The sequence below is a fragment of the Acinetobacter sp. 243_ASPC genome (assembly GCF_001054715.1).
In the GTDB taxonomy this organism is placed as follows: domain Bacteria; phylum Pseudomonadota; class Gammaproteobacteria; order Pseudomonadales; family Moraxellaceae; genus Acinetobacter; species Acinetobacter soli.
In genome coordinates this window covers 19,214-44,878 of sequence record NZ_JVOR01000104.1, presented here as the reverse complement: position 1 = coordinate 44,878, position 25,665 = coordinate 19,214, and the positions used below count along the sequence as shown (strand labels likewise).

The following is a 25,665-nucleotide window of genomic DNA, read 5'->3' as shown; positions in this document are numbered from 1 at the left end:
TACTTTGTCACAGCTAGAGTAATTACTCAAGATCTAATTTTAGTGTCGATATTCATCTATCAATGCGTAAATCTGACGCAAGGTCGCATTGGATAATTTTGTCTTTTCGCCTTTTAATAATTTTTCAAGCTGGGCAATGGTTTGCAAGAGTAATGACGCTTGATGAGGCCCGTGTAAAAGCAAATAGTCTAAAATTTGCGGATCAAATTGCAAACCACGACGCGTCATGGTCGATACTATGAGTGCCTGCCGATCGGCATACAAACTACCATTGGGTAATTTTACACTGACTGCCTGCGTAAGACGCGATTGTAAATCCGGTAATTCCAGACGTAGTTCAATCGGGGCAACACGTGAAGAAAACACCAGTTGTCCGCCCACTTCATTATTGTAATTAATTAAGTGAAACACAGCTTTTTGCCAATGCGGAACACCACTGATCGATTCGATATCATCTAATGCCACAAGATCGTATCGTTCAAGCGAGGTGATGGCTTCAATAGGCGCATCTAAAAGCTCTAACAAAGAGACTTTGATGGCCGACTTTCCAATTTCGAGGTAGGAATCACAGATAGCCGAGAGTAAATGGCTTTTACCGGAACCCGCCCCTCCGTAAATATAAAAGCGGTTCATTAATCCGGCATGTAACTGGCGTACGGCGTCAACCACATGTCCCCATCCCGGCCCGGAAAAATCGCTAATGCGGGCATCGAGCTGAGGTTCTATATCCAACTGTAGTTGACGCATAAATCCAATAGACCTTCGTGTTACTTCCGATCAACATCAATCGATGTATCAGTATCTTGCGGCTTTTTGACCTCAATATCAAGATCAACCGATTCAGTTTCTACACTGATACGCTCGCTGTCTCCAGTAGAAACGACCACTGCTGATCCACCATATAAAGCAGTATGTTCATAGGCTTCGCGAATGTGCCTGAGCAGAACCACAATGACTGCTGCCACAGGCAAAGCAATCAACATGCCTAGAAAACCAGCTAACTGTGCACCAGCCAATACGGCAAACACCACTGCAACAGGTGATAGGCCAATTTTATCACCTAACAAGAACGGCTGAAGAATATAACCTTCGACAGCTTGCCCAATCATAAAGACCACACCCACAAGCGCCAGTTGCATCCAGTCGACGCCAAACTGGAAGAGGGTCGCAATCACGGCCGCAATAATTCCGACTGCAAAACCTAAATACGGAATGATACTCGCCAGTCCGGCCACCATTCCGATAATCAGACCGACCTCTAAACCGATGAGTTGTAAGCCAACAGCATAGACAATCCCCAAAAGTAGCATGACCAAAAACTGACCTTTGACAAAAGCACCTAAAACACTGTGACACTCACGCACAATTTTTAACGTGCTGTGTTCATATGGACGAGGAATTAATCGACGCAAACTATTCAGCATTCGTTCCCAATCGAGCAAGAAATAAAACGAAATGATCGGGATCAGTACAATGGTGCCGCCCACCTGAATAAAGCTCAAACCAGATTGTGCCAAACGTAGCGCCATGCTTTGAATACTGTCTGCGCTGTAGTTGGTCTGAATGTACTCCATAACCACAGTCGAAATCTGATCGGTATCAATTTCCATCCGCTCAACATTAAAGTTGTGCGAAAGCCACGGTAAGAAGGTGGCATTAATCCAATGAATCCCCGAAGGAATACTGTCTCGTGCATAAATGAGCTGACGCCAAACTAACGGCACCACATACCACATCGCCCAAGTAAGTAATACTCCAATGCCGACAAACACAATACTAATCGAAAGCCAGCGAGGCAGATGCAGCTTGCAAAGTTTATCAACCAATGGACTAAACAAATAAGCGATTAAAAAAGCGCCAATAAAAGGCAATACGACAGGTTTAAGTAAGTACAGGATCCACAATAAAAGTGCTATACCTGCCAAGATGAACACGCGTCTAAGCATACGATCTTGCATAAATTCTAGCCTTTTTTTAATGTATTCGTTATAGATGCAAAAATAATTCAGTAAAGATAGCATTTTCGATCATAAATACCATAAGAGTTTCGTATATTCAGGTTATAATCTGCCGCCAATGCGGAGACTTCACTATGAGCAACTCAACTTCTACCCCTAACACTGGTTTAAGCTATAAAGATGCGGGTGTCGACATCGAAGCGGGCGACGCATTAGTCGACCGAATCAAGTCGGTAGCTAAACGCACCACTCGTCCTGAAGTAATGGGCGGTCTTGGTGGCTTCGGCGCACTATGCAAAATTCCAAAAGGCTATGAAGAGCCAGTACTGGTTTCAGGTACAGATGGTGTAGGTACAAAGCTACGCTTGGCACTCAATCTTAATCGTCATGACACTATTGGCCAAGATTTGGTTGCCATGTGTGTAAACGACCTTTTGGTGTGTGGCGCTGAACCTCTATTTTTCCTTGATTACTATGCAACAGGTCATTTAAATGTAGACGTTGCAGCCGACGTTGTGACTGGAATTGGTAAAGGTTGTGAGCTTGCTGGTTGTGCACTTGTTGGTGGTGAAACAGCAGAAATGCCGGGTATGTATGAAGGTGAAGATTACGATCTTGCCGGATTTGCCGTAGGTGTGGTTGAACACAGTAAAATCATTGATGGCTCAAAAGTCAAAGCGGGTGACGTTTTAATCGGAGTAGCATCAAGTGGCGCACACTCTAACGGTTACTCCCTGCTCCGCAAAATTTTAGATGTTAAAAATGTTGATTTAAATCAACAAATCGATGGACGTTCACTTGCAGATGTTGCAATGGAACCTACGCGTATTTACGTTAAGCCTGTTCTTGAATTATGCAAGCAAGTCGAAGTACATGCTATGGCGCATATTACTGGCGGCGGTTTACCGGGTAACTTACCGCGTGTTTTACCAAATGGTGCGCAAGCTGTGATTGATGAAGCATCATGGGAATGGCCAGAATTGTTCAAACTTTTGCAGCGTGAAGGCGGTGTTGAGCAGTTTGAAATGTATCGTACCTTCAACTGTGGCGTAGGCATGGTGATTGCGGTTGATGCGGCGGACGCACAAAAGACCATCGATGTGTTAAATACACAAGGTGAAAAAGCATGGAAAATTGGTCATATCCAAGATAATCCAGCATCCGTTGAAGGCGCAGACGAAAAAATTCGTGTGATCTTTGCATGATAAAAATTGCGGTACTCGTTTCAGGAAATGGCAGTAACTTACAAGCTCTGATTGATGCAAATCTTTCAGGTGAAATAGTCGGTGTCATTTCCAACAAAGCAGATGCATATGCACTAAAACGTGCTGCAGATGCCAATATTCAAACCAAAGTGATTGAACATAAAGCGTATCCTACTCGGGAACTCTTCGATGCAGCATTGCATCAACAGCTTACCGAGTGGGAGGTCGATTTGGTGGTCTTGGCAGGCTTCATGCGTATCTTGAGCGAAAAATTTGTACGAAACTGGCACGGAAAAATGATCAATATTCATCCTTCCTTGTTGCCTTTGTACAAAGGGATGCATACCCATCAACGTGTATTAAATACCGGTGATGTGTATCATGGATGTACCGTCCATTATGTGACCCCAGAGCTGGACGCAGGGCCAACGCTCTTACAGGGAGTGATACCCGTCGGTCATCATCAAACACCTGAAAGTTTGGCACATCGTGTACATAGCATTGAGCATAAAATTTATCCACAAGCTGTGGAGTGGATTTGTAACGGTACACTCAAACATCTTGAAAATGGTCAGATTTTGTATAAAGGCATACCACTGAATAAACCTATTCAGTTTTGTGATTTATAAATCAAAAAACGCATCCACGGATGCGTTTTTTATGACTAGGTTTTATGTGTCTAGATTTCTTAGTTCTTGGAAATCAGCGTTTTAATGTGAGCAACGGTCTCTTCAGGATGCTCCAGGGGGAACATATGACCACCACGCAATGTGGTAAATGGAATACCTAAACTTTTCTTGGCTTTGTGCGGCAAGCGTCGTTTAAAAAAGTTACTTTGCTCACCCACCACCAACTGAATCGGCACTGATGGTTTACGATTAAGCGTCAGCCACCACCATGAAGGATTAGTTCTGAAAATCGCCACTTCATCCGCTTTTGGAATACTTAAGGTCACGCCACCTCGAACAGGATCTTCTGTCAAGGCGTAATCCAGATAGGCTTGAAAGCAGTCTGGATCAAAATCTCGATAAAATCCTTTAGGACGCAAGCGTGAAGCAGCATCTTCTCGTGACGGCCAATGGTCGCGTCGGTGGACAGATAACCCAGCGGGCGTCATCCGATCAACCGTTTTGGGGCTAAAGACTTTTGCCAAATGAAAGGCAAAAGAATAAGCACCCAAAATTAAAGGCGGGTCGAGCATGATCACTTGCGAAAAAAGCTCAGGACGCTTGTAACTGGCCATCATGGTTAAAACCGAACCTAAGGAATGTCCTAGACCAATCACTTTTCGTCCATTTGCCTGACGCACAATGCTGTCAATCACTTGATCGTCCAGATGTGACCAGTGATTGGTGACAGGATAGCGCTTATCTGGACCAATCATCGGCACATAAATAATGTCGTAACGATCGCTCAATAGATCGAACAGTTTTTGGTATACCTTCGAAGGTATACCGTTGGCATGGGCAAAATGAATTAAAGGCTTGTTCAAGTGATCCTCGAGATTTATTGGAGTTTCGCCTGCTGTTCCGTTTGCAGGTGCTGGCTCAATGATGCAGCGACACCTTGACCAAATTCTGAACCCATTCGACCTAGAATTGTTTCAAATGGATTGCGCTCAATGGTGTAATCTACTTTATTGTCTACTTTTAACTCACGCATCAAGGTTTGTAAATTACCTGTCCGGTCAGCCACACCCAATTTGACCGCTTGCTCACCCGACCAGAACAAGCCCGAAAATACGGCTGGATCATTCGATTTTAAGCGATTGCCCCGCCCCTCTTTAACCGCATTGATAAAATGTGCATGAACGTTATCTAAAACTGATTGCACATGTGCACGTTGTGCAGGATTAACCGGTTTGGTCATGCTTAAAATATCTTTGTTATCGCCGGATGTGAGTGTACGGTCTTCAATGCCCAATTTTTGCGCCAGACCGGTAATGCCATAGTTTGGCATAATCACACCAATTGACCCCACCAGACTCGAAGGGTTGACAATAATTTCATCTGCAGCAGAAGCAATATAGTAGGCGCCTGAAGCCCCCATATCACCAATTACGGCATAAACCTTTTTATCTGGGTGCTGTTTTTTCAAATAACGGATTTCTTGCCAGATTTCATCTGACTGAACTGGCGAACCACCCGGCGAATTGATATTGAGGACCACGGCCTTACTTGATTTAGCTTCAAACGCTCGGGTAAGTGCTTTGTTGGTATCTTCACTATTGACCGATTTACTGCTTGAATCGATGGTTCCAATAATATTGACCACAGCCAAATGTGGGCTACTACTTGACGTACCGCTCGCCCCATCACTGACAGAACAACCACGGCCCAGCAAAACCAGCACGAACAGTACATATAAAAAAGTAAGCGTTTTAAAGAAGATCCCCCAACGACGACTACGACGCTGCTCTTCGACAGAGGCCAAAACAGCTTTTTCTAAAATCTGCCATTCTTGACCAGTTTTATTGTTGCTATTTTGCACTTCATTTTGTGGTTTAGGCGGCCAATCAGACATAAAAAATAACCCAAAAAGTTGAAAATACTGCCATTATATACACTGAATCGGGAAAAACTGTTTAATCGTTATGATTTAACTTATAATATTTTTATCCGACAAGCCTCCGTTTTTGTTTTTAAGCACTTTTATAATGACGACTTCCGATTCACGTAGCTTAATGTATCGCTTACTTAATTTTATTAGCAGACAGCCTATCCAGCTTTCTCGTCTATTCGCACGGATGCTTGCTAGCCTTGTAAATGGTTTGAAACTTACAAAAACATCTAAGACCATACAACTCAACCTAAAAATTACCTTGCCGTATCTCAATGACGAGCAGCGTCATGACATCATTCGTAACGCAATTCGAAATGAACTGATGTCTTATATGGAATTCTTTAGTATTTGGGGATCTTCCAACGAAAAAAATATTTCTCGAATTCATAGCATTCAAGGTGCAGAATACTTTCACCAAGCGGTCGCCGAAAAAAAGGGACTGGTTTTGATCGTGCCACATTTTGGTACATGGGAAATTATGAACGCATGGTGCGCTCAATTTACCGACATGACCATTCTATATAAACCAGTCAAGAATGAAGATGCCGATCGCTTTGTACGCGAAGCACGTAGCCGCGAACAAGCCAATCTGGTTCCAACTGACGAAAGTGGTGTTCGTCAAATTTTTAAAGCCTTAAAACAAGGCGGAACTACCGTGATTTTGCCCGATCATACGCCTAACGTGGGCGGCGAGTTGGTTGAGTATTTTGGTATCCCTTTGGCATCGAGTAATTTAAGTGCCAAGCTTATTCAGAAAACCAAAGCCAAAGCCTTGTTTCTATACGCCATTCGTAATGAAAATCACGGGTTTGATATGTATATCGAACCTATGGATACAAAAATCTATGAAGGCACAGATCGCGATGGCACAGCGGTGATCCATCGAGCAATTGAATCTTTAATTCAAAAGTATCCAGATCATTACCATTGGAGTTATAAACGCTTTAAAGCCAACCCTGAACTCGACAATCTTTACACCTTAAGCGAAGAGGAAGCACTCGAAAAAGTGCAACAGGTACGTGACGCCAATCAGCGCGAAAAGGCTATTGTGTTAACCAGCGGTATTGATGGCGATAAAAACGTGGCTGCTCATTCGCTTGATCAAAACTAAAAGAAATACTGCCTGCTTTGGCTGTGCTGAGTAAAGGAATTTGTAACGCTGCCAGTCGTGCCTGAACTTCAATACTAGGATGTCCATAACGATTGGTTGCACCTGCCGATGCAATCGCATATTGAGGCCGATAATGCTGTAAAAAATCATAGGCTGAACTATGACGACTCCCGTGATGCCCCAAAACCAAAACATCTACGCGCAGATCCGGATAATGTTGAAGTAATTTAAACTCGGTTTCCCAACCTGCATCTCCCATAATTAAAAAATGTCGTATGGGTTGATTGTTTTTAAACTCGATATGCATAACACATGACGATTCATTTCGATTCGTATCAGCACGTCCGATCTCCTGAAGCGCTGGTGATAAAACTTGTATAATGGTTTCAGGTGTCTCAAAACGCTGTCCGGCATAGCACAGCTCAAAAGTAGATTGAAGTTTAGGCATTGGTTCATTGGCTTGAATCTGCGTAACCGATATTGCATCCAGAATCGCGGGTAATGCCCCGCTATGATCTTGATCTAAATGTGACAGTATAATTCTGTCTAGCTGCTTTACGCCCTGTGCCTTCAAAAATGGCACCACCACCTGCCTACCTACACTAAACTTTTGCTCGTCGTGATTGCCGCCAGTATCGAGCAGTATTCGTTGTGTCTGATCTTGGATGAACACAGACTGTCCTTGACCGACATCTAACACCACTAATTGGGTAGGTGATTTTAATTGTGCAGGTAGAAAAACAGGCACACAGCATATGATTGACCAGCATTTAGGCACTGTGCCTTTAGGCAAAAATAAAATTAAAATGCCAAATGAAATGCTGATGATCATCCAAGGACGAAGTGCAAAATATTGTAACTCCGGTGCAAAGATATGATCCATCATATTAAACAGAACCAAAACAGCCTGTAATACCCCATCATTGAGTTGAAAAATCAAATGTCCAAATGCAGGAAGGATGAGCCAGAAGCATGCAGCGATAACATCTAAAGGCACCACGATGGCACCCAGAACTGGAATGGCAATGATATTGGCAAATGGAGTCATCCAAGAAAACTGTTTAAAGAGCAATAAGGTCAGGGGTAACAGTGCGAGAAAGATTTTCCATTGTGTCTTGATGAGAAGCTGCGCAGCATATCCGATTCGAATACGCCAAGATTGACCAGTCTTTTGCTCCTGTACAATTTCCTGATAAATACGAATCAGAATAAAACAGGCCCCATAAGATAGCCAGAATGCTGCCGAGAGTATGCTAAACGGATCGATAAATAATAGAACAGAAGCACTGAACAGCAACAAGAAACTGGCATGTACAGGACGTTTTAAAAGTATGAAAATACTCACTATGGTTACGGTCAGCAGCGTTCTTAGAGCAGGAATTTCAAACCCCACCAACGCGCAATACAGGAGTACGCATAATAAAAATGGAATCAGCATCAGTCGCTGGCGTGGAATCACCAAATAAATTGCGGCGTAGTATCGATTGATCAATTGGATAATACACCATGTCATCAACGCTGCAAAAATAAGCACATGCGGGCCAGATATCGCCAGCAAATGTGAAATACCAAAGCGTTGAAACTGCTGCTCAAGCTCAGGATCAAGAAGACTTCGATCGCCCGTGAGTAAGGCCAGAAGTAAGCTTTGATGTTGTAAGGAAGAAGCAAGAAAATAGCCTCTAAATTTTAATCTTAAGTGCTCGGCAGCAAGCAAAAATTTTCGAGTCCAAGATTGTTGCTGTTTCACATGATCATAATATCCTTCACGTAGCGCCTGTTCACTTGAAAGCATTTCGAGTTGTACAACTTTGCCACGCCCTTGCCAATTTTGTTGTACGAACCATTTTTCTACATCGAATGCACCTTGTGTAGCGTAACCATGCACAGGTTGACGCTGGATCACGGCACGATAATACTGCCCAACAGCTAAACTATGCGCCATGGTATCAGCAGGGATAAGTGTTTCATCTATGGAAAGTACCCAGTGAATGGGAGCATCATTTTCATTGAGAATCTGTGCAGGCTGTCTGATTCCGTTTGGAGACTGCTCCCCCATACGGTTGATATAGATGGTGTATGAGTCGACTGAAGAGGTCGTGACGCGATGTTCAAGCCGCGTGGTGAGTGCCTGATCGGCGTAATAGACGCCACAGCTAAACGACAAACACACCGAAAAGATGCCCAATAAGCCGCCTAACAATTTCGAAGAGTTGAACTGTTGAGCCACACGTAGATAGATGAGTAAAAATAGGAAATATAGACCGATCGCGATACCGAGTGTGACAGGCGATATTGGATCAAATATATGTCCCATGGTTGCAATTCCTGCAATCCACCCCAGAAAAATAAGCTTTAGCATTGTTATTTAAAATCTATTTTATTTACTTGTATGATAAAAATTGAAAGCCCCCGAAAGGGCTATCAATACGCATAAAATCAGACTGGATCGACCCAAAGGCCATCTTGCATATGTAAAATTGAATCTGCAGATTGTGCCAACTGCTCATCGTGAGTCACGATCAGCATGGCCATATTGAATTCTTTTTTCAGCTCGGTGAGTAGCTCAAAAATACCCAGTGCCGTTTTGCGGTCTAGATTTCCTGTTGGCTCATCTGCCAGCATCACTGCAGGACGCCCAACCAGTGCACGTGCCAATGCAACACGCTGGCGCTCTCCGCCAGATAATTCACCAGGCTTATGCGTTAATCGATGTGACAACCCAACACGATCAAGTAAGTGTTCAGCCTGTTGTTTGACCTCTTTATAATTGGTCTCTGCACGAAGCATCAGCGGCATGGCCACATTTTCAAGTGCCGAAAACTCAGGTAGTAAATGGTGAAACTGATAGACGAAACCCAAATAATGATTTCGTTTATAGCCGCGCTGCGCTTCACCCAGATTATCAAAACGCTGACCATCCAGAAAAACCTGACCTTGACTCGGCGTATCGAGTCCGCCAAGTACATGCAGCAAAGTGCTTTTACCTGAACCACTTGCTCCAACAATCGAAACAAATTCCCCTGCTTTTACCTGAAGCGATAAGCCTTTAATCACATCAACTGTCGATTTTCCATCGGTAAAATGCTTATGAATATCTTTGGCTTCAAGGACAATCTTACTCATAGCGCAATGCCTCCGCAGGTTGAATTTTCGCTGCACGCAATGCCGGATAAATCGTGGCAAGAAAGCTCAATAACAGTGAAACCGACACAATCAAAGCCACATCTTGCCAGCGTAGATAAGACGGCAAGTAATTAATGAAATACGCATCGAATAAATGTAAACCAAGCGCGGTATTGAACCAGTCAATGATATTACTTACGCTTGAAGCAAACACGACTCCTAAAATAGCACCCGCCACCGTACCGATCACACCAATCACTGTACCTTGAACCATAAAGATTTTGGTGATGGTGGCTGGTGATGCACCTAGTGTTCTTAAAATCGCGATGTCTGATTTTTTATCGGTCACTACCATGACCAGTGAAGATACAATATTGAATGCTGCAACCAAAACAATCAGGAACAATAGCAAGCTCACCATGGCTTTTTCCATTTGAATGGCGCTAAACAAGTTACCGTGAGTATAAGTCCAGTTAGACGCATAGAAATTGGATGGTAAGGTCTTCACAATATCGTCTGCCACTTGAGGTGCTGCAAAAATATTGTCCAGTTTAAGGCGAATTCCTTGGGCGCCATCGGGTAAGCGCAACAGTGTAGATGCATCATTCAAGGCAATATAACCCATCATCGAATCTACTTCGGCACCAATACTGAAGATGCCCACAATTTTAAATCGTTTAAATCGTGGCACCACCCCAGCAGGTGATGGCGTCGCTTCAGGCAAAACCAGCGTCACACTGTCGTTTAGACCAAGCCCGAGTGCGTCGGTCATTTGCTTGCCGAGTACAATGCCGTATTCGCCTTTTTTAAGGCTGTCGATACTACCTGCCACCATATGGTTTTGGATAATCGAAACCTTTTTTTCATAGCTTGGTTCGATCCCGCTCACCATAATCCCGGCAACTTGGCCTTGTGCGGTGAGCATGCCTTGTAATTGTGTAAATGGTGCAACACCAGTGACATGAGGATGACCCTCAATTTTTTTAGCAAGTTGAGGCCAGTCGGTTAGAATCTGGTTCGATGAAATCGTGGCCTGCGGTACCATACCAAGTACACGATTTTTCAACTCGCGATCAAAGCCGTTCATCACGGACAAAACGGTAATCAGTACCGCAACGCCCAAGGTCAGACCAATCATCGAAACCAAGGCAATAAACGAAATAAAGTGATTACTACGCCGAGCGCGGGTATATCGCAACCCTATATACAGCGAGATTGGTTTAAACATACCACTTAGTCCAAGGTCATTTCATAAAAGAAAAAACAGTATTTATTTAGATACTGCGATTAACATCGATTACGCACAGATACACCAAAAGAATCTCGATAAAACTTCACCCGGCAGACTCTTATTATTGAATGCCCCTTACGATTCAGATTATATAGCGGGCTTATTTTGTACCAGATACCGCAGTAGATCAATTTGATCGTACGGATTACTACGAAATCGAACAATTAAGGCATAAAGATCAACATTTTGATGTACTTTATGAAGCGTATGTTACCCGGTTTTAAGCCAAATTCAATCGTACTTGTCTGTGCATTACATTAGGCAAGCTACAGTGATCCTCAAGATTTGATGTGTTGTTTGTAGCGTCGATTGGCCTGAATATCACGATAAAAATATAAAAATAACCCACTCAAAATAATACAGGTACCTAAAATCATCATGAGTGAAATCTGCTCATGATTAAATAAAGCGCCAATGACCAAGGCCAGTAAAGGCGTCATCACATTGGTGAGCGATAATGTGGTCGGCTCAATGTTTTTGACCAGTTTAAAATAGCAAAACATTGCAATCAGTGATGCCATGATCGTGGTGTACAACAAGGCCAGTAATGATTTCATTTCCGGCAGATGCGTAGGTGCATGTGACCACACAAACGGCAGTACACACAAAGACACCAAGGTAGAAACCAGAATTGACCCAGTGGCTTGTGCCATCGGCACGACATCGGCATTGACCTTTTTTACCCAAAAAATTGAGCTACAGTAGATAAAGACACTCATGAGCATCAGACCGATGCCCAGCGGATGCACATGCTGTGATGACCCGCCAAAGCAGATCAATGCCAAACCGACAATTGCAATGGCCATACCCGTCCATTGCAGGCGATTGAGTTGCTGCGCAAAAGCAAAACGGCCAATCAAACCGGCAATGATAGGTGCAAGCCCAAACATTAGAGCAATCACCCCAGAGCTTAGATACTGCGTGGCAATATAGGTAAACACCTGCGCGCCAATTAAGCTAAACGAGCCTGCAATATAGCTATGAATGGCGTTTGGGTTGAGTGGAAAACGAATTCTGAGTACCAGTAATATCACTACAGCAATTGGCAGCGCCAAAAAGAAGCGTAACATCATGGCCCAAAGTACATGCAGATCCGCCACGCTCCAGACAATCGCCAGTGGAGTCGATGCCCAGATCAAAACCAAAACAATATAGGTCAGTATGATATTGCTTTTTGAAGGCATAGCCGGTCTCAAAGCGTTTTACGCTTTTGCTTCAAAATGGTTTGATCAAGCGCACTTGAAAACTCGCGTTTATCGCGTTCGGAAATGGGCGGTGGTCCGCCAGTTTGCACGCCAGCACCCCGCAGGGTGTCCATAAAATCGCGTAAATGCAAACGTGCTTTTACATTGGCATCGGTATAGATTTCACCTCGTGGATGAATCGCAATACCGCCCTTTTCAATCACTTGTGCAGCTAAAGGAATATCCTGAGTAATCACAATATCATGTGCCTGCATGCGCTCGACAATTTCACGATCGGCCTGATCGGCGCCACTCATAACCTGAATCGATTTGATCCGGACAGATGGCGTAATGCCCACGTTTTGATTTGCAACAAAAATGACTTCAAGCTGATAACGATCAGAAGCACGCAAAATGACTTCTCGCAGAATCTTTGGCAATGCATCGGCATCGACCCAAAGTTTAAATGGCAACACGCAATTTCAACCTTTTTAAAGAGGCCTTTATTTTAACAGACTTAAGATTTGATGGTGACCTGTAGACTTGTTATTTTTACATAGATCTAATACGCCAACATCTCGATGAAATTCAAAAAGAAAATTAAAATATTTTTTACATAATTGCATATCAACACTTGAAAAAACTTAGATATGCTCGATTTATATATCTAAATCTTTTAAAAATTCTTCAGGGTTATATGAAAAATCAAAACAGTCCAGAAATCGTTACTATTCAAGATCAAGGTTTTGGCAACCATGGCGAGCATTGGGCGTTATTGAGTGATACACCTGAACAAGTCGTGCCTAAATGGCTCAGTATGGCACTCGACGCTCCTATGATGCCAATGGGTTTATGTGAAACTGAACAGGATATGGATACCGACGTATGGTTGATCCAAGGTCCGTCTGAATCTGGGATTAAAGTCAGCCAGATTATTGCGGTCGAAAATAATAAACCGCGCGCGCTGAAAACTGCATTCCCAAGTTTTGAAAGCCCATATAAATATAATGCTGTGATTGATCGTATCATTGCCTGCGAATCAAATACTCAGGCTGTTTTACGGTTGAGTTTAAATAAAAATACCACTATTTACGCTTACGATAATCTATATAGCGTCAATCACAATCAATATGAAAAAAATCAGGCCTATCAAGTTCAATTAAATGCTTGGGCCTATGAACTTGAAGTCGTTGCCGACAACGAAACCATTGAAGTCGACGATCCGGCATCGATTAAACATCATCGTGCGTTAAATGATATTTTATCGGCCAATAACGGTGTTGCGCCTGAAAATCTGCAAGAATTAATCGATGCGTGGCAACCTAAAACACCTGAAGATCAGGAACCTGTAACGGTCGATTTTTCTAAAATGGTGGCTTATTTATTTGGCGAAACCATGGGCCAAGAAGACGAAGCTTGGTTTCAAGGCAATATCGTAGGTAAATCATCGACGACATTTATGGATGAAACCTATACCCTTTATGATGTGGTGTTGGTACTAGAAGATGAGCTACCTGCAATATTAATTCGTCTCGCCACTAAAAATAATGCCCACGAAAATTTTGAAATTGGTCAGTATATTCGAGGTAATATCTGGATTCAGGCGAATATTTATGCTAAAAGTAAAGTTGAATAATAGCGTTTCAACGAATAATTAATAAATTAGGCGTATTGATGAAAATTATAACTGAACAATCGACCAATCTGATTCAATTGAGCGGACAGCGTATTAAATTCGATACAGTTGCATTATGCTTTTTTGCACTCGGAATGTTTTTAGCAGCAGTGATGATCCATTATTTTGGTTTCTTATCGCTTTAAATGAATCATTAAAAAAGCCCCACATGATGTAGGGGCTTTTTTTATTGCCTTTGCAATTAGCCGTTGGCTTTGACAAATGCGTCCATAAAGTTGACCAGTGCTTGCACGCCTTCAAGCGGCACAGCATTGTAAATGCTGGCACGCATTCCACCAACTGAACGATGTCCAGCAAGGTTCAATAGATTGTTTTGCTCTGCTTCTTTTAAGAAACGTTTTTCCAATGCTTCATCTGCCAAAGTGAATGGCACATTCATAATCGAGCGATTGGCCGGCGCAATCGGGTTGTTATAAAAATCACTCGAATCGATATAACCATAGAGTAATTTGGCTTTTTCAAGGTTGGCTTGATGAATGGCCTCAACACCACCTTGCTCTTTTAACCACTCAAATACCAAACCAGCCAAATACCATGAATAAGTTGCTGGTGTATTCACCATAGAGTCATTTTTAGCTTGTGCAGAGTATTTTAACAGGCTCGGAATATCTGCACGTGATTGGTCAAGCAAATCGTCACGAACAATGACCAAAGTAAGACCTGCGGGGCCAATATTTTTTTGCGCACCAGCATAAATCAAACCAAACTTACTCACATCTAGCGGTGCAGACAAAATGCTAGACGATAAATCCGATACCAACGGCGCATTAACCTCAGGAATACCTGCAAATTGTAAGCCCCCGATGGTTTCGTTATCTGCATAATGCACATAAGCTGCATCTTCAGACAATGCCCATTCAGACTGAGGCTTAATACCAAGCTTGCCATCAATTTGAGTGCCTGCTTCGATTACATTGATATCGCCATAACGCTGAGCTTCTTTTAGCGCTTTTTCAGACCAGATTCCAGTATGGATATAATCTGCCTTGCTGTTTTTTCCAAGCAAATTTAATGGAATTGCTGAAAACTGTAACGATGCACCACCTTGCAAGAATAAGACTTTATAGTTTTCAGGAATGTTCATCAGCTGGCGCAGATCGGCTTCAGCCTTTTCTGCAACGGCAACATAATCAGCGCTACGGTGACTCATTTCCATGATGGAAAGCCCTTTACCCTGCCAGTCCAACAGTTCACGTTGAGCTTTTTCTAAAACAGCAGTCGGTAATGCAGCTGGGCCAGCACAGAAATTGTACGCGCGCATGATCGTTCCTTTATATAATTGAAACTAAACTAAAGTTCGCATTTAACCACATCTTGCCAGCGCATGCAGCAGCATTGAGCATATATTTTTTATATAACTTGATGCCTTTTGGCCTGAATTTACGATTGATCAAATCAGATAAACAATAGAATATCCAGTCAGATTAATCCAAGCATATTGATTGCTTTTTAAACACCCTACGTGCTATACATTTGTATAATAAACAAGACTATAACTGATGCTTTTACAATAAAGATTATACTTTCAGGAACAACACGACGTGACTTGATATGACATTACAACAGCGAATGATAAAAATGAATTTCAGGTGCGCAAGCTCACCTCCTCCAGTCAAGTTTTTGTTTGGCTGTATGGCCGCTTTGCTTTTATGCAGTGAGGTGGCACTTGCTGAGGGCATCAGTTATGTAGAGGCAGAGCAACAAGCGCTCACATCCTCTTACAGCTCTCAGGCCAGTCAAGCCTTTGAACAGGCAGCACGTCTTGATGCACAAGCCACTAAAGGCCTAGGACGCCCACGTATTGACCTTAATGTACGGGCTTATAAATTCCATAGCGAAGTTGATCTCCCTTTAGACAGTTTTAAACAAAATCTTGAAAATACTTTGAGTCAACGCTTGAGCGAGCAGTTGTCTCAGGTGGGTGGCGTGTTGCCACCAGATGTACTCAATACGATTCAGACGGGCGCGAATACAGCCATTTCAGATGGAATTAATCAGTTTCCCAATTACGCAAATTTAAGTATTGAAGATGAAGTGATCAGACCCACCATTTCTCTAGTCATGCCCATTTACACAGGCGGCCTGATTAAAAGTGCCAAGCAAATTGCTACCATACAGGCCATGCGGGCACAACTCAGTACAGAACAACAGCAAGATATTCAAAGATTTGAAATTATTCAGGCTTACTTTAATACTCAGCTACAAACGCAATTGGTGAAATCGAGCCAGTTCAATGCAGATGCCATGCAAAAACATGTCAATAACGCCTTCAAGCTCGAACAGCAAGGCTTTATCAGCAAAGGCCAGCGAATGCAGTTTGAAGTGGCACGTAACAACGCCCTGCGCTTATTACAAAACGCTCAAAGCAACTTGAATAGCAGTCAGTTTCAGTTAAATCATCTATTACATCAGCAAACGAACGGGAATCTCACCACACCGCTTTTTGTCAATACAAAACAAACATTGCCTTTGAATCAATTTTTGAGCTCGTATCCCAATCAGTCTAATCTCATTCGAAAAATGCAAATAGACACCCAACTGGCAGATGAAAATGTGAAAGCACAGCGCGCCGCCAAAAAGCCGACTGTATTTGCCTTTGCCGAATATAGCTTAGACAAAAACGAAAACTGGATTGTGGGTGTGGTGGCACGCTACAACCTGTTTGGTGGACTAGATAAAAATAAAAGTATCGAATCTGCCGAACTTAAGCGCTATGGCAGTCAGCTTTTAGTCGAGCGTACCAAACAGGAAATTGAAAATATTATTCAAAAATCTTATAGCGAAATGGGTTCTTCGCAGCAAACACAAACGCTGCTGAATGACAATAAACGCGCTGCACTTGAAAACTTACGCATCCAAGAGCTTTCATTTAGAGAAAACATGGGAACGGCCAATCAAGTGATTGATGCACAAAATGCTGTGCAAGTGATTGATACAGAAATGGCCATCAATGCTTATAAATACGTGCTCTCTCTGGCCACGCTGCTCCAAAGTCATGGCTCGATTAGTCAGTTTAAAACGTATTTAAATCAGCCTAATACAGTATATATTTATTAATTACGAGGACATCATGCCGACAGATCAATCGTCTTCTGACACTGAACATCCGGTGCCCTCTGCCTCTGAGTCGGCAACGACCACCGGATCCCAGCAAAAACAGACACCACATGGCCCTAAGCGCGCCGTAAAAATCATTGGTTTGATCATTTTATTGCTCATCATTGGACTGATTATTTATGGTTTATGGAAAGCGTATCAGCCTCGTAGCGTAGCATTACAAGGTCGCGTTGAAGCCGAAACGCTTTACGTCACCACCAAAGTGCCTAGTCGTATTGCGGAAATCTTTGTCGAAGAAGGCCAGAATATTAAGAAAGGTCAGGCACTTGCTCGCTTGGTTAGTCCTGAGATAGAAGCCAAAAAGCAGCAAGCGCAAGCCGCTTTACAATCGGCTTTAGCACTTCAATCGACAGCAGAGCGCGGTTCTCAAGAAGAAAATATTGATACCTTATATGCCAACTGGCAAAGTGTAAAAGCTCAGGCGGAATTGGCTGAAACCACGTATCGTCGTGGTGAAACACTCTACAAAGAAGGCGTCATTTCACGTCAGCGTCGCGATGAAATGTTCGCAGCACAGCGCTCTGCCCGAGCTTTAAGCGAAGCCGCGTATCAACAGTATGCACGTGCCAAGCGTGGCAGTACGCCACAACAAAAATCGATGGCAGATGCACAGGTCGATATTGCACGTGCTGCGCTGGGTGAAGCTGAATCGTTAGAAACTGAAACCAAACTCTACTCCCCAATAAACGGCACTGTTTCCAAAATTTATGGGAAACCCTCGGAGTTGGTCGCTGCCGCAGTGCCTGTGGTCAGTTTGTTAGAGGATGACGAACGCTGGGTCAGTTTAAATGTCCGGGAAGATCAGTATCGAAGTGTCTATCAGCAAAAAACACTTCAGGGATATGTACCCGCACTTGATAAAAAGATCAATTTTAATATTCAACACATCGATGCCGAAGGTGAGTTTGCCACCATTAAAACCACGCGACAAACCGGCGGTTACGATATCCGTAGCTTTAAGCTTCATCTTAAACCCACAGAAGCAGCAGCTGATTTAAAAGTGGGTATGAGTGTGATTTTTGATGTAGTTGAGGCCAATTGATATGTGGGCCTGTTTCTGGCGTGAGTGCATTTATCTGCTCAAAAACAAATGGGATTTGGCGATGGTTACACTCGCCCCCCTATGTGTTGTGGTGCTGTTTGCAAGTATGTTTTATCAGGGAAAACCCGATCATCTTCCCATTGCACTTATTGACCAAGATCATAGCCAGCTGAGTCGCATCATCGAACAGGATTTACGCCATAATCCCACCCTAGATTTGAAATACGTTTTAACCAATACGTCTGAGGCTGAGGAACTCGTAAACAAAACCCAAATTTGGGGATATGTACATATTCCAGAAGGTGCAGAACAGCGTTTAGTGAATGCACAAGATGCACAGATTAGTGTGGCGTTTAATCAGTCATTTTTTAGTATTGGCAACACCATTTCAAGTGCCATGCTCATCAGCACACTCAATGCTATGGGCGAGTTTGGTGGTGAACACTATTTTTCAGCATTATTGCCTGCCATTGACCTGCCCACACCGCATGTCAAAGTCTCAACACTTTACAACCCTAGCTTAAGCTATGAGTTTTATCTAGAGCCCTTCATGGTACCCGCGATTTTGCATTTATTGCTGTGTTGCTGCGTTGCATTTGCAATTGGTCAGGAATTTAAACGGGGCACGCTGACGCAATGGAGCGCACCTGACAATGCCATGAAAATGCTACTTGCCAAAACTTTACTCTATGTCGTGATTTTTTGTGCTTGGACATGGCTATGGATGTTCTGGCTGATTGTGGTTCGTGGCTGGTTTGTTGCGGGCAGTTTGAGCCTGCTTTTAATGGCACAGTTTTTACTTTATTTCGCATATGCCATGATTAGCGCAACCGTTATGATTGCATCGCAAAATATGGGCCGAACCTTTGGATTTATTGCCGTTTATGGCGGATCATCCTTAAGTTTTGCAGGCGTTACTTTACCACTGAACAATGCACCGATTTTTACACAATTTTGGTCCATGATTATTCCATATACACCGTACGCAAAGCTTCAAACCGAGCAATGGGTGGTTGGAAGTGATGTTTCCATTTCATTATCGCCCCTTCTGATCTTGCTGTTTTACTGTATTTTTTATTTTTTGGTGTCGAGTCGCTTGCTTAAAAAACGTGTGCAGGAGGCGCTCTCATGAAAAAATTCTGGTTTTATTATCTGCACACGTTTAAAGAAATTGCAAAAAATTCCTCAATTTTGACGACTGTTGTGTTGTCAGTGTTTTTTTACAGCTTCTTCTACCCCACTGCGTATAAGGCAGAACACGCCGAATCACTCCCCATTGTGATTGTGGATGAAGAACAAAGTGCTTTAACCTCAACTATCATTAGTCAAGTCGCAAATAGCCCTAAAATCAAGATTATTGCAACCACGACAAACTTTCTTGAAGCAGAGCAAATGGTTAAAAACCAGAAAGCAGATGGAATTTTGTATCTGCCTGATCAATTAAGTATGAGTGTTCGACGTGGTGAAATGGGCGGTGTAGGACTTTATATCAGTGCTGCATATTTTTTAAAAATCAAAGAAATTGGTTTAGGACTGGCGCTCTCTATCGAACAAGTGATTGCCGAATATGCCGAAAAATTTGGTCAGATTACGCATTTTAAACCGGCGCTTTCGATTCATCAGATTCCGCTTTTCAACACGCTTTCAGGCTATGGGAGCTATGTATTTCCCGCCGTCGCACCGCTGATTATTCATCAAACCATTGCACTGGGTTTAGGTATGTTACTTGGAGGATATAAAGAAGAACGGTATCAGCCCACATCGAGTCAGTTTTGGGGAATATTTGCCAGCTTTTTTACCATTGGCTGCCTAGGCTGTCTGTATATGTTTGGCTTTGTGTTTTGGAAAAATGATTATCCGCATGGCGGAAATTTCTGGGGCATGCTGGTTGCGGTTCCAATCTTTGTGAGTTGTATTGTCAGCTTGGGTCTGCTTTTTGGTTCTTTACTCGATATGAGCGAACGTGCCGGACATTTTCTGGTTTTTACTTCTATTCCATTGTTTTTACTCACTGGAACCGCCTGGCCGATACAGGCCATGCCTCAATGGATGCAGATTTTTAGTGCGTTGCTGCCATCTACGCATGCAGTACAGCTATTTGTACAGCTCAATCAAATGGGGGTTCATTTAAGTGCTGTCATGCCCAAACTTATGATATTGATGCTCATGACCGTAATCTTTTTAGCATTGGCTTACTATCGGTGGGTTCATCGCACGCACAATCGACATTCATAAAAAAAGGAAGCCAAAGCTTCCTTTTTTTACATATCAAGATGGTTAAGCTTGATCATTGCTCTCTAAGTCATTTGCAACACTTTGATTTGCTGTATCAGACTCGATATCTGCTTGCTCTACTGCATCTGATGCTTGAGTCTCAAGATCTTCAATCAGATCATCTTCATCTTCCACAGCCTCAATGGATACCACACCCACCAAGGTTTCTGCATCGCTGAGACGGATCAAGCGAACACCCTGTGCATTACGGCCTGTCATTGCAACTTCGGCGGCACGGGTACGTACCAAGGTTCCGCCATCTGAAATCAACATCAGCTCTTTGGTTTCATCAATTGAAACAGCGCCTACCAATTCACCATTACGCTCGGAGGTCTTGATTGCAATCACGCCCTTGCCGCCACGTTTTTTGGTTGGGAAGTCATTTACTGGTGTACGCTTACCATAGCCGTTGGCACTGGCACACAGCACTTCACCGGTTTCAGGTACAACCACCAATGACACAATGCGACTCACCAGATTTGAATCGTTAGAATCATCTGAATCATCTGCTTCATCGGTATCGAGTTCTGCATCTTCACTATCTACAGCAGCAGCCAGCGTCACGCGCATACCGCGTACACCTTTTGCGGTACGTCCCATGGCACGCACATCGGTTTCTGCAAAACGAATGGCCTTACCTTCATTAGAAAACAGCATGATTTGCTGTTGACCATCGGTAATGGCTACACCAATCAAGGTATCTTCTTCATTGAGCTCGATGGCACGTAAGCCGTTTGAGCGGATATTGGCAAACTGCTCAAGTTCTACACGTTTTACCGTACCTGAAGCTGTTGCCATAAAGACATAATGGTCTTCTGGGAATTCAGTCAGCGGTAAAATTGCAGTGATGGTTTCATTGGCATCTAATGGCAGCAAATTGACCATAGGACGGCCTTTTGCACCACGCGATGCTTGCGGCACTTCAAACACTTTCAAACGGTACACTTTACCCACATTGGTAAAGCACAGCACGGTCGCGTGATTCGATGCCACAATCAAATGCTGGATTATATCGTCATCTTTCATTGAGGTTGCAGATTTACCACGTCCACCACGGCGCTGCGCCTGATAGTCTGACAATGGCTGTGTTTTGGCATAACCCGTTTGTGAAACGGTCAATACCACCTGCTCTTCTGGAATCAAATCTTCACGACAGAAATCAATACGTGATTCGACAATCTGAGTACGACGTTCATCACCATACTGTTGTAAAATCAGCGCAAGCTCTTCACGAATCACGGTCATCAACAGATTAAAGTCGTTTAAAATTGCTGTCAGCTCGGCAATTTGAGCCAAAATTTCGCTGTATTCGGCGTGGAGTTTGTCTTGCTCTAAGCCTGTTAAACGATGCAAGCGAAGCTCAAGAATTGCACCCACTTGCGTTGGTGACAAGCGGTAGATCTGGTCAGATAAACCAAATGGGCGCGCTGGATCTTCACCCTCAATTTCATCTGGACGAACCGAAACCGAACCTGCTTTTTCGAGCAAGGCAATCACACCGCCACCAGCCCACTCGCCCGCCAAAAGGCGTTCACGTGCTTCAGCCGGATTCGCCGAGGTTTTAATGGTCTCGATGATGTTATCAATATTGGCTAAGGCAACCGTTAAGCCTTCCAAAATATGACCACGTTCGCGCGCTTTACGCAGTTCAAACATGGTACGGCGTGTTACCACTTCTTGACGATGACGGATAAATGCCGCAATGATGTCTTTCAGGTTCATCAACTTCGGTTGTCCGTTGTCCAGACACACCATATTGATGCTGAATGAGTTTTCTAGCTGGGTATTCAAAAACAGGTTATTGACGATCACTTCCGCGTTTTCACCGCGTTTCAAGTCAATCGCGATACGCATGCCTTCTTTGTCGGATTCGTCGCGAAGCTCCGAAATACCTTCAAGCTTTTTCTCTTTGACTAATTCGGCAATACGCTCAATCACACGTGCCTTATTGACCTGATACGGAATTTCCGTAAAGACAATGGTGGTACGTCCGGTTTTTTCATCTTCTTCAAAATGATATTTACCGCGAATATGCAAACGCCCCTTACCTGTTCGGTAAGCATCGACGATGCCTGATTTTCCATAGATGATACCACCTGTCGGAAAGTCTGGACCGGTGATATGTTCCATCAGGCCTTCAATGGAGATATTCGGGTTGTCTGCGTAAGCTAGACAGGCATGAATCACTTCATTTAGATGGTGCGGTGCCATATTGGTCGCCATACCGACGGCAATCCCTGCTGCTCCATTGATGAGCAGGTTTGGAATGCGCGTTGGCAACACATCTGGAATACGCTCTGAACCGTCGTAGTTATCCACCCAGTCCACGGTGTCTTTTTCAAGATCTGCCAGAAGCTCATGTGTCAGCTTGGTCATACGCACTTCCGTATAACGCATCGCTGCTGCACTGTCGCCGTCCACAGAGCCAAAGTTACCCTGACCATCGACCAACAGATAACGTAGACTAAAATCTTGTGCCATACGCACGATTGTGTCGTATACAGCAGTATCACCGTGCGGGTGGTACTTACCGATCACATCACCCACAACACGTGCTGACTTTTTATAGGCTTTGTTATAGTCATTGCCGAGCTCGTGCATGGCATAAAGCACACGACGATGCACTGGCTTAAGGCCATCACGTACATCTGGCAATGCACGCGATACAATTACGCTCATCGCATAATCTAGATATGAATGCTTGAGTTCGTCCTCAATGGCAATCGGTCGGATTTCCGATACGCTCATGCATACTCCTTGTAGACAGCAAGCGCTAAACTTGCTGCAATATGTCTTGATCTTGCAATAAAATTCAGCTCAAAAAAGCTGAACTAAAAATAAAAAATACAGCGGCAAATGATAGCATAATTCTGCTTCTGAATGTACGATCTCGCCGTGATCTGGCTTTTATATTTATATAATTTACAGATTATTTACAGATTTAATTTTATACTGATTTAAAAATAGACAACCGTATTCTCAGTCTGGTTTTTTACATGACTTTTTTAGTAAATGGTCACGCTTTTCCTAAAACAACTCACGCTAAATTTGGCAGGATTGATCAAATAAAAAACCCCAGCAAATGCTGAGGTTTTCAGATCCAATTAAAGCGCTGATCAGAGCTTAGATACCAATTCTGGTACAACAGTGTTCAAGTCACCAACTAGCCAGTAGTCAGCAACACTGTTGATTGGTGCTTCTTCATCCTTGTTGATTGCAACAATGACTTTAGAATCTTTCATACCCGCCAAATGCTGAATCGCACCTGACAGACCAACAGCAAGATAAAGATCTGGTGCTACGATTTTACCCGTTTGACCTACTTGATAATCGTTTGGTACAAAACCGGCATCTACAGCCGCACGAGAAGCACCTTGCGCTGCACCTAGTTTATCTGCCAATGGATCGAGAACCTTGTGATAGTTCTCACCTGAACCCACACCACGGCCACCTGACACCACGATACGTGCTGCAGTCAACTCTGGACGATCCAGTTTCACAATTTCTTCGTTTACAAAAGTTGAAACGCCTGCATTGGCTGCCTCACCGACTGCTTCGATTGCAGCAGAGCCACCTTCGCTTGCCACTGCATCAAATGCAGTACCACGAACGGTCGCCACGATAATTGATTCTTCAGATTGAACTGTTGCAATCGCATTACCAGCGTAGATTGGACGCTTAAACGTATTTTCAGATTCAACTGCAATAATGTCGGAGATCATGCTGACATCAAGTAAAGCCGCTGCGCGTGGCAGAATGTTTTTACCTGAAGTCGTTGATGCTGCCAAAACATGCTTATAACCTGATTTCGCTACATCAGCCACAAGCTGTGCAACGTTTTCAGCCAATTGGTGTTCGTACACGGCGTTGTCTGCAAGAAGAACTTTGCTGACACCCGCAATTTTTGCTGCCGCGTCTGCAACAGCCTGAGCACCAGCGCCTGCAACCAATACAGCAATATCACCACCGATTTTTTGTGCTGCAGCCACAACATTCAAAGTTGCACCGTTAAGTGTCTTATTGTCGTGCTCAGCGATAACTAAAATACTCATGATTTTATCCTTCCGTATTAGATCACTTTCGCTTCATTTTTTAACTTTTCAACAAGCTCATCTACCGATTTCACTTGAACACCTGCTTTACGCTCTGCTGGTGCTTCAACTTTAACGGTTTTGAGTTTGGTGGTCGCTGTTACGCCATAATCTGCTGGAGATTTGGTTTCAAGCGGTTTTTTACGTGCTTTCATAATGTTTGGAAGCGCCGCATAACGTGGCTCATTCAAACGAAGGTCGGCAGTCACAATCGCAGGTAGCGTCAGTTCAACGGTTTGCAAACCACCGTCGATCTCGCGTGTAACTTGAACTTTACCCGCGTCTACTTTCACTTCTGATGCAAAGGTACCCTGACCTGCATTCAAAAGTGCACCGAGCATCTGACCCACTTGGTTTGAATCATCATCAATGGCTTGTTTGCCCAATAAGATCAGTTCTGGCTTTTCAGCGTCTACCACACCTTTAAGAATTTTAGCCACTTCAAGTGCGCCAATATCATCAGATGTTTCAACCAAGATACCACGGTCTGCACCCAAAGCCATTGAAGAACGGATTTGTTCTTGCGCTTCTTTCGGGCCAATTGAAACCACAATAATTTCAGATACAGTTCCCTTTTCTTTTAAACGAACCGCTTCTTCCACTGCGATTTCACAGAATGGGTTAATTGACATTTTTACGTTGGTTAGGTCAACCCCAGTATTGTCCGGCTTAACGCGAACTTTAACGTTGGCATCAACCACACGTTTTACAGCAACAAGAGCCTTCATGTAATCCTCGGCTGTTTCAGCAAGTAAATGTTCAGAAGCATTATAGTAACGCTTCAATATAAATTTTTTAGGTGCTTTATCTTGCTATGTGTTTGGCATTTCGGTCAAGTCACAATTACAGCCGCCAAGATAAATCTGCAATAAAACTGTGGAATCCACAGTTCATTTTTTCTAATCTAAATGTTTTGTTATTGAATTTACAGTATTTTTAATTATTTTTTACTTATTGATTTATATTATGTTTTTATTTGATTTGTTTCATCAGCGTGCCTGATAGTTTGGT

Annotated in this window: 22 protein-coding genes; 9 read left to right on the top strand and 13 right to left on the bottom strand. The window is 43.3% G+C overall.

Going from position 1 to position 25,665, the window contains the following annotated elements:
• Positions 1–39: 39 nt before the first annotated feature.
• The gene (gene hda, locus ADA42_RS14020) at positions 40–747 is read right to left on the bottom strand and encodes a DnaA regulatory inactivator Hda (protein WP_004939397.1); all 708 of its coding nucleotides are present in this window, start codon (positions 745–747) and stop codon (positions 40–42) included.
• A 20-nt stretch (positions 748–767) separates the two neighbouring features.
• Complete coding sequence (gene cxpE, locus ADA42_RS14015) at positions 768–1,958, bottom strand: chloramphenicol efflux transporter CxpE (RefSeq protein WP_004948710.1); 1,191 nt, start codon at positions 1,956–1,958, stop codon at positions 768–770.
• 134 nt (positions 1,959–2,092) lie between these two features.
• Here cxpE and purM point away from each other — a divergent pair, with 134 nt between their 5' ends.
• Both purM and purN read left to right on the top strand, forming a co-directional pair.
• Positions 2,093–3,163 (top strand): phosphoribosylformylglycinamidine cyclo-ligase, encoded by a 1,071-nt coding sequence (purM, locus tag ADA42_RS14010; protein ID WP_048765811.1) that lies wholly within the window; start codon positions 2,093–2,095, stop codon positions 3,161–3,163.
• A complete protein-coding gene (gene purN / locus ADA42_RS14005; RefSeq protein WP_048765810.1) occupies positions 3,160–3,792 on the top strand; it encodes a phosphoribosylglycinamide formyltransferase in 633 nt (210 codons plus the stop codon). The genes purM and purN overlap by 4 nt, the downstream gene beginning before the upstream one ends.
• Before the next feature lie 59 nt (positions 3,793–3,851).
• Here purN and ADA42_RS14000 read toward each other — a convergent pair whose 3' ends face one another.
• Together ADA42_RS14000 and sppA are read right to left on the bottom strand one after the other, a co-directional pair.
• Complete coding sequence (locus tag ADA42_RS14000) at positions 3,852–4,655, bottom strand: alpha/beta fold hydrolase (RefSeq protein ID WP_004948716.1); 804 nt, start codon at positions 4,653–4,655, stop codon at positions 3,852–3,854.
• 14 nt (positions 4,656–4,669) lie between these two features.
• Positions 4,670–5,686 carry a signal peptide peptidase SppA gene (gene sppA / locus ADA42_RS13995; protein WP_004939415.1) on the bottom strand — a complete coding sequence of 339 codons (1,017 nt, stop codon included), beginning with the start codon at positions 5,684–5,686 and terminating at the stop codon, positions 4,670–4,672.
• A 133-nt stretch (positions 5,687–5,819) separates the two neighbouring features.
• Here sppA and ADA42_RS13990 point away from each other — a divergent pair, with 133 nt between their 5' ends.
• A complete protein-coding gene (locus tag ADA42_RS13990) occupies positions 5,820–6,836 on the top strand; it encodes a lysophospholipid acyltransferase family protein (protein ID WP_004939417.1) in 1,017 nt (338 codons plus the stop codon).
• Here the strand turns inward: ADA42_RS13990 and ADA42_RS13985 are convergent.
• From ADA42_RS13985 to ADA42_RS13965, 5 genes are all read right to left on the bottom strand, one after another.
• Positions 6,769–9,195 carry a DNA internalization-related competence protein ComEC/Rec2 gene (locus ADA42_RS13985; RefSeq protein ID WP_048765808.1) on the bottom strand — a complete coding sequence of 809 codons (2,427 nt, stop codon included), beginning with the start codon at positions 9,193–9,195 and terminating at the stop codon, positions 6,769–6,771. The two genes, ADA42_RS13990 and ADA42_RS13985, sit on opposite strands and share 68 nt — an antisense overlap.
• 77 nt (positions 9,196–9,272) lie before the next feature.
• On the bottom strand, positions 9,273–9,959 hold the full coding sequence (lolD, locus tag ADA42_RS13980; protein WP_004939423.1) for a lipoprotein-releasing ABC transporter ATP-binding protein LolD: 687 nt from the start codon (positions 9,957–9,959) through the stop codon (positions 9,273–9,275).
• Positions 9,952–11,187 (bottom strand): lipoprotein-releasing ABC transporter permease subunit, encoded by a 1,236-nt coding sequence (locus ADA42_RS13975; protein WP_004939428.1) that lies wholly within the window; start codon positions 11,185–11,187, stop codon positions 9,952–9,954. Before ADA42_RS13975 ends, lolD begins: the two co-directional genes overlap by 8 nt.
• Positions 11,188–11,528: 341 nt before the next feature.
• Positions 11,529–12,434 (bottom strand): DMT family transporter, encoded by a 906-nt coding sequence (locus tag ADA42_RS13970; RefSeq protein ID WP_004939432.1) that lies wholly within the window; start codon positions 12,432–12,434, stop codon positions 11,529–11,531.
• Positions 12,435–12,442: 8 nt separating this feature from the next.
• Positions 12,443–12,910 carry a YaiI/YqxD family protein gene (locus ADA42_RS13965; RefSeq protein WP_004939433.1) on the bottom strand — a complete coding sequence of 156 codons (468 nt, stop codon included), beginning with the start codon at positions 12,908–12,910 and terminating at the stop codon, positions 12,443–12,445.
• Positions 12,911–13,131: 221 nt separating this feature from the next.
• Here ADA42_RS13965 and ADA42_RS13960 point away from each other — a divergent pair, with 221 nt between their 5' ends.
• Positions 13,132–14,070 (top strand): hypothetical protein, encoded by a 939-nt coding sequence (locus ADA42_RS13960; protein ID WP_004948725.1) that lies wholly within the window; start codon positions 13,132–13,134, stop codon positions 14,068–14,070.
• Positions 14,071–14,108: 38 nt separating this feature from the next.
• Complete coding sequence (locus ADA42_RS18605) at positions 14,109–14,255, top strand: hypothetical protein (protein WP_171249939.1); 147 nt, start codon at positions 14,109–14,111, stop codon at positions 14,253–14,255.
• 56 nt (positions 14,256–14,311) lie between these two features.
• Here ADA42_RS18605 and serC read toward each other — a convergent pair whose 3' ends face one another.
• Entirely contained in the window at positions 14,312–15,391 is a 1,080-nt protein-coding gene (gene serC / locus ADA42_RS13955) for a 3-phosphoserine/phosphohydroxythreonine transaminase (RefSeq protein WP_004939443.1), read from the bottom strand.
• Between the two features lie 371 nt (positions 15,392–15,762).
• On the opposite strand from serC, the gene ADA42_RS13950 reads away from it, so the two are divergent.
• Genes ADA42_RS13950 through ADA42_RS13935 form a run of 4 tightly spaced genes read left to right on the top strand, consistent with a single transcriptional unit; the run spans position 15,763 to position 20,524 of the window.
• The gene (locus ADA42_RS13950; RefSeq protein ID WP_081406517.1) at positions 15,763–17,187 is read left to right on the top strand and encodes a TolC family protein; all 1,425 of its coding nucleotides are present in this window, start codon (positions 15,763–15,765) and stop codon (positions 17,185–17,187) included.
• 13 nt (positions 17,188–17,200) lie between these two features.
• On the top strand, positions 17,201–18,289 hold the full coding sequence (locus tag ADA42_RS13945) for an HlyD family secretion protein (RefSeq protein ID WP_048765804.1): 1,089 nt from the start codon (positions 17,201–17,203) through the stop codon (positions 18,287–18,289).
• A gap of 1 nt (position 18,290) precedes the next feature.
• Positions 18,291–19,421: an ABC transporter permease gene (locus ADA42_RS13940; RefSeq protein WP_048765802.1), complete on the top strand. Its 1,131-nt coding sequence runs from the start codon at positions 18,291–18,293 to the stop codon at positions 19,419–19,421.
• Positions 19,418–20,524: an ABC transporter permease gene (locus ADA42_RS13935; protein WP_048765801.1), complete on the top strand. Its 1,107-nt coding sequence runs from the start codon at positions 19,418–19,420 to the stop codon at positions 20,522–20,524. Before ADA42_RS13940 ends, ADA42_RS13935 begins: the two co-directional genes overlap by 4 nt.
• 42 nt (positions 20,525–20,566) lie before the next feature.
• On the opposite strand, the gene gyrA is transcribed toward ADA42_RS13935, so the two are convergent.
• The 3 genes from gyrA to ADA42_RS13920 all read right to left on the bottom strand — a co-directional run bounded on the left by gyrA (position 20,567) and on the right by ADA42_RS13920 (position 25,382).
• Positions 20,567–23,311, bottom strand: a complete 2,745-nt coding sequence (gene gyrA, locus ADA42_RS13930) for a DNA gyrase subunit A (protein WP_048765800.1) — start codon at positions 23,309–23,311, stop codon at positions 20,567–20,569.
• 368 nt (positions 23,312–23,679) lie between these two features.
• Positions 23,680–24,615, bottom strand: coding sequence for an FAD-binding protein (locus ADA42_RS13925; protein ID WP_004939462.1), 936 nt, complete (start codon positions 24,613–24,615; stop codon positions 23,680–23,682).
• Between the two features lie 17 nt (positions 24,616–24,632).
• Positions 24,633–25,382 carry an electron transfer flavoprotein subunit beta/FixA family protein gene (locus ADA42_RS13920; protein WP_004939466.1) on the bottom strand — a complete coding sequence of 250 codons (750 nt, stop codon included), beginning with the start codon at positions 25,380–25,382 and terminating at the stop codon, positions 24,633–24,635.
• Positions 25,383–25,665 lie beyond the last annotated feature (283 nt).

What these genes read in the sequence shown, in the direction of transcription:
- hda (WP_004939397.1), bottom strand. Translation starts at nt 747, where the DNA reads ATGCGTCAACTACAGTTGGATATAGAACCTCAGCTCGATGCCCGCATT.
- cxpE (WP_004948710.1), bottom strand. Translation starts at nt 1,958, where the DNA reads ATGCAAGATCGTATGCTTAGACGCGTGTTCATCTTGGCAGGTATAGCA.
- purM (WP_048765811.1), top strand. Translation starts at nt 2,093, where the DNA reads ATGAGCAACTCAACTTCTACCCCTAACACTGGTTTAAGCTATAAAGAT.
- purN (WP_048765810.1), top strand. Translation starts at nt 3,160, where the DNA reads ATGATAAAAATTGCGGTACTCGTTTCAGGAAATGGCAGTAACTTACAA.
- sppA (WP_004939415.1), bottom strand. Translation starts at nt 5,686, where the DNA reads ATGTCTGATTGGCCGCCTAAACCACAAAATGAAGTGCAAAATAGCAAC.
- ADA42_RS13990 (WP_004939417.1), top strand. Translation starts at nt 5,820, where the DNA reads ATGACGACTTCCGATTCACGTAGCTTAATGTATCGCTTACTTAATTTT.
- ADA42_RS13985 (WP_048765808.1), bottom strand. Translation starts at nt 9,195, where the DNA reads ATGCTAAAGCTTATTTTTCTGGGGTGGATTGCAGGAATTGCAACCATG.
- lolD (WP_004939423.1), bottom strand. Translation starts at nt 9,959, where the DNA reads ATGAGTAAGATTGTCCTTGAAGCCAAAGATATTCATAAGCATTTTACC.
- ADA42_RS13975 (WP_004939428.1), bottom strand. Translation starts at nt 11,187, where the DNA reads ATGTTTAAACCAATCTCGCTGTATATAGGGTTGCGATATACCCGCGCT.
- ADA42_RS13970 (WP_004939432.1), bottom strand. Translation starts at nt 12,434, where the DNA reads ATGCCTTCAAAAAGCAATATCATACTGACCTATATTGTTTTGGTTTTG.
- ADA42_RS13960 (WP_004948725.1), top strand. Translation starts at nt 13,132, where the DNA reads ATGAAAAATCAAAACAGTCCAGAAATCGTTACTATTCAAGATCAAGGT.
- ADA42_RS18605 (WP_171249939.1), top strand. Translation starts at nt 14,109, where the DNA reads ATGAAAATTATAACTGAACAATCGACCAATCTGATTCAATTGAGCGGA.
- serC (WP_004939443.1), bottom strand. Translation starts at nt 15,391, where the DNA reads ATGCGCGCGTACAATTTCTGTGCTGGCCCAGCTGCATTACCGACTGCT.
- ADA42_RS13950 (WP_081406517.1), top strand. Translation starts at nt 15,763, where the DNA reads ATGGCCGCTTTGCTTTTATGCAGTGAGGTGGCACTTGCTGAGGGCATC.
- ADA42_RS13945 (WP_048765804.1), top strand. Translation starts at nt 17,201, where the DNA reads ATGCCGACAGATCAATCGTCTTCTGACACTGAACATCCGGTGCCCTCT.
- ADA42_RS13940 (WP_048765802.1), top strand. Translation starts at nt 18,291, where the DNA reads ATGTGGGCCTGTTTCTGGCGTGAGTGCATTTATCTGCTCAAAAACAAA.
- ADA42_RS13935 (WP_048765801.1), top strand. Translation starts at nt 19,418, where the DNA reads ATGAAAAAATTCTGGTTTTATTATCTGCACACGTTTAAAGAAATTGCA.
- gyrA (WP_048765800.1), bottom strand. Translation starts at nt 23,311, where the DNA reads ATGAGCGTATCGGAAATCCGACCGATTGCCATTGAGGACGAACTCAAG.
- ADA42_RS13925 (WP_004939462.1), bottom strand. Translation starts at nt 24,615, where the DNA reads ATGAGTATTTTAGTTATCGCTGAGCACGACAATAAGACACTTAACGGT.
- ADA42_RS13920 (WP_004939466.1), bottom strand. Translation starts at nt 25,382, where the DNA reads ATGAAGGCTCTTGTTGCTGTAAAACGTGTGGTTGATGCCAACGTTAAA.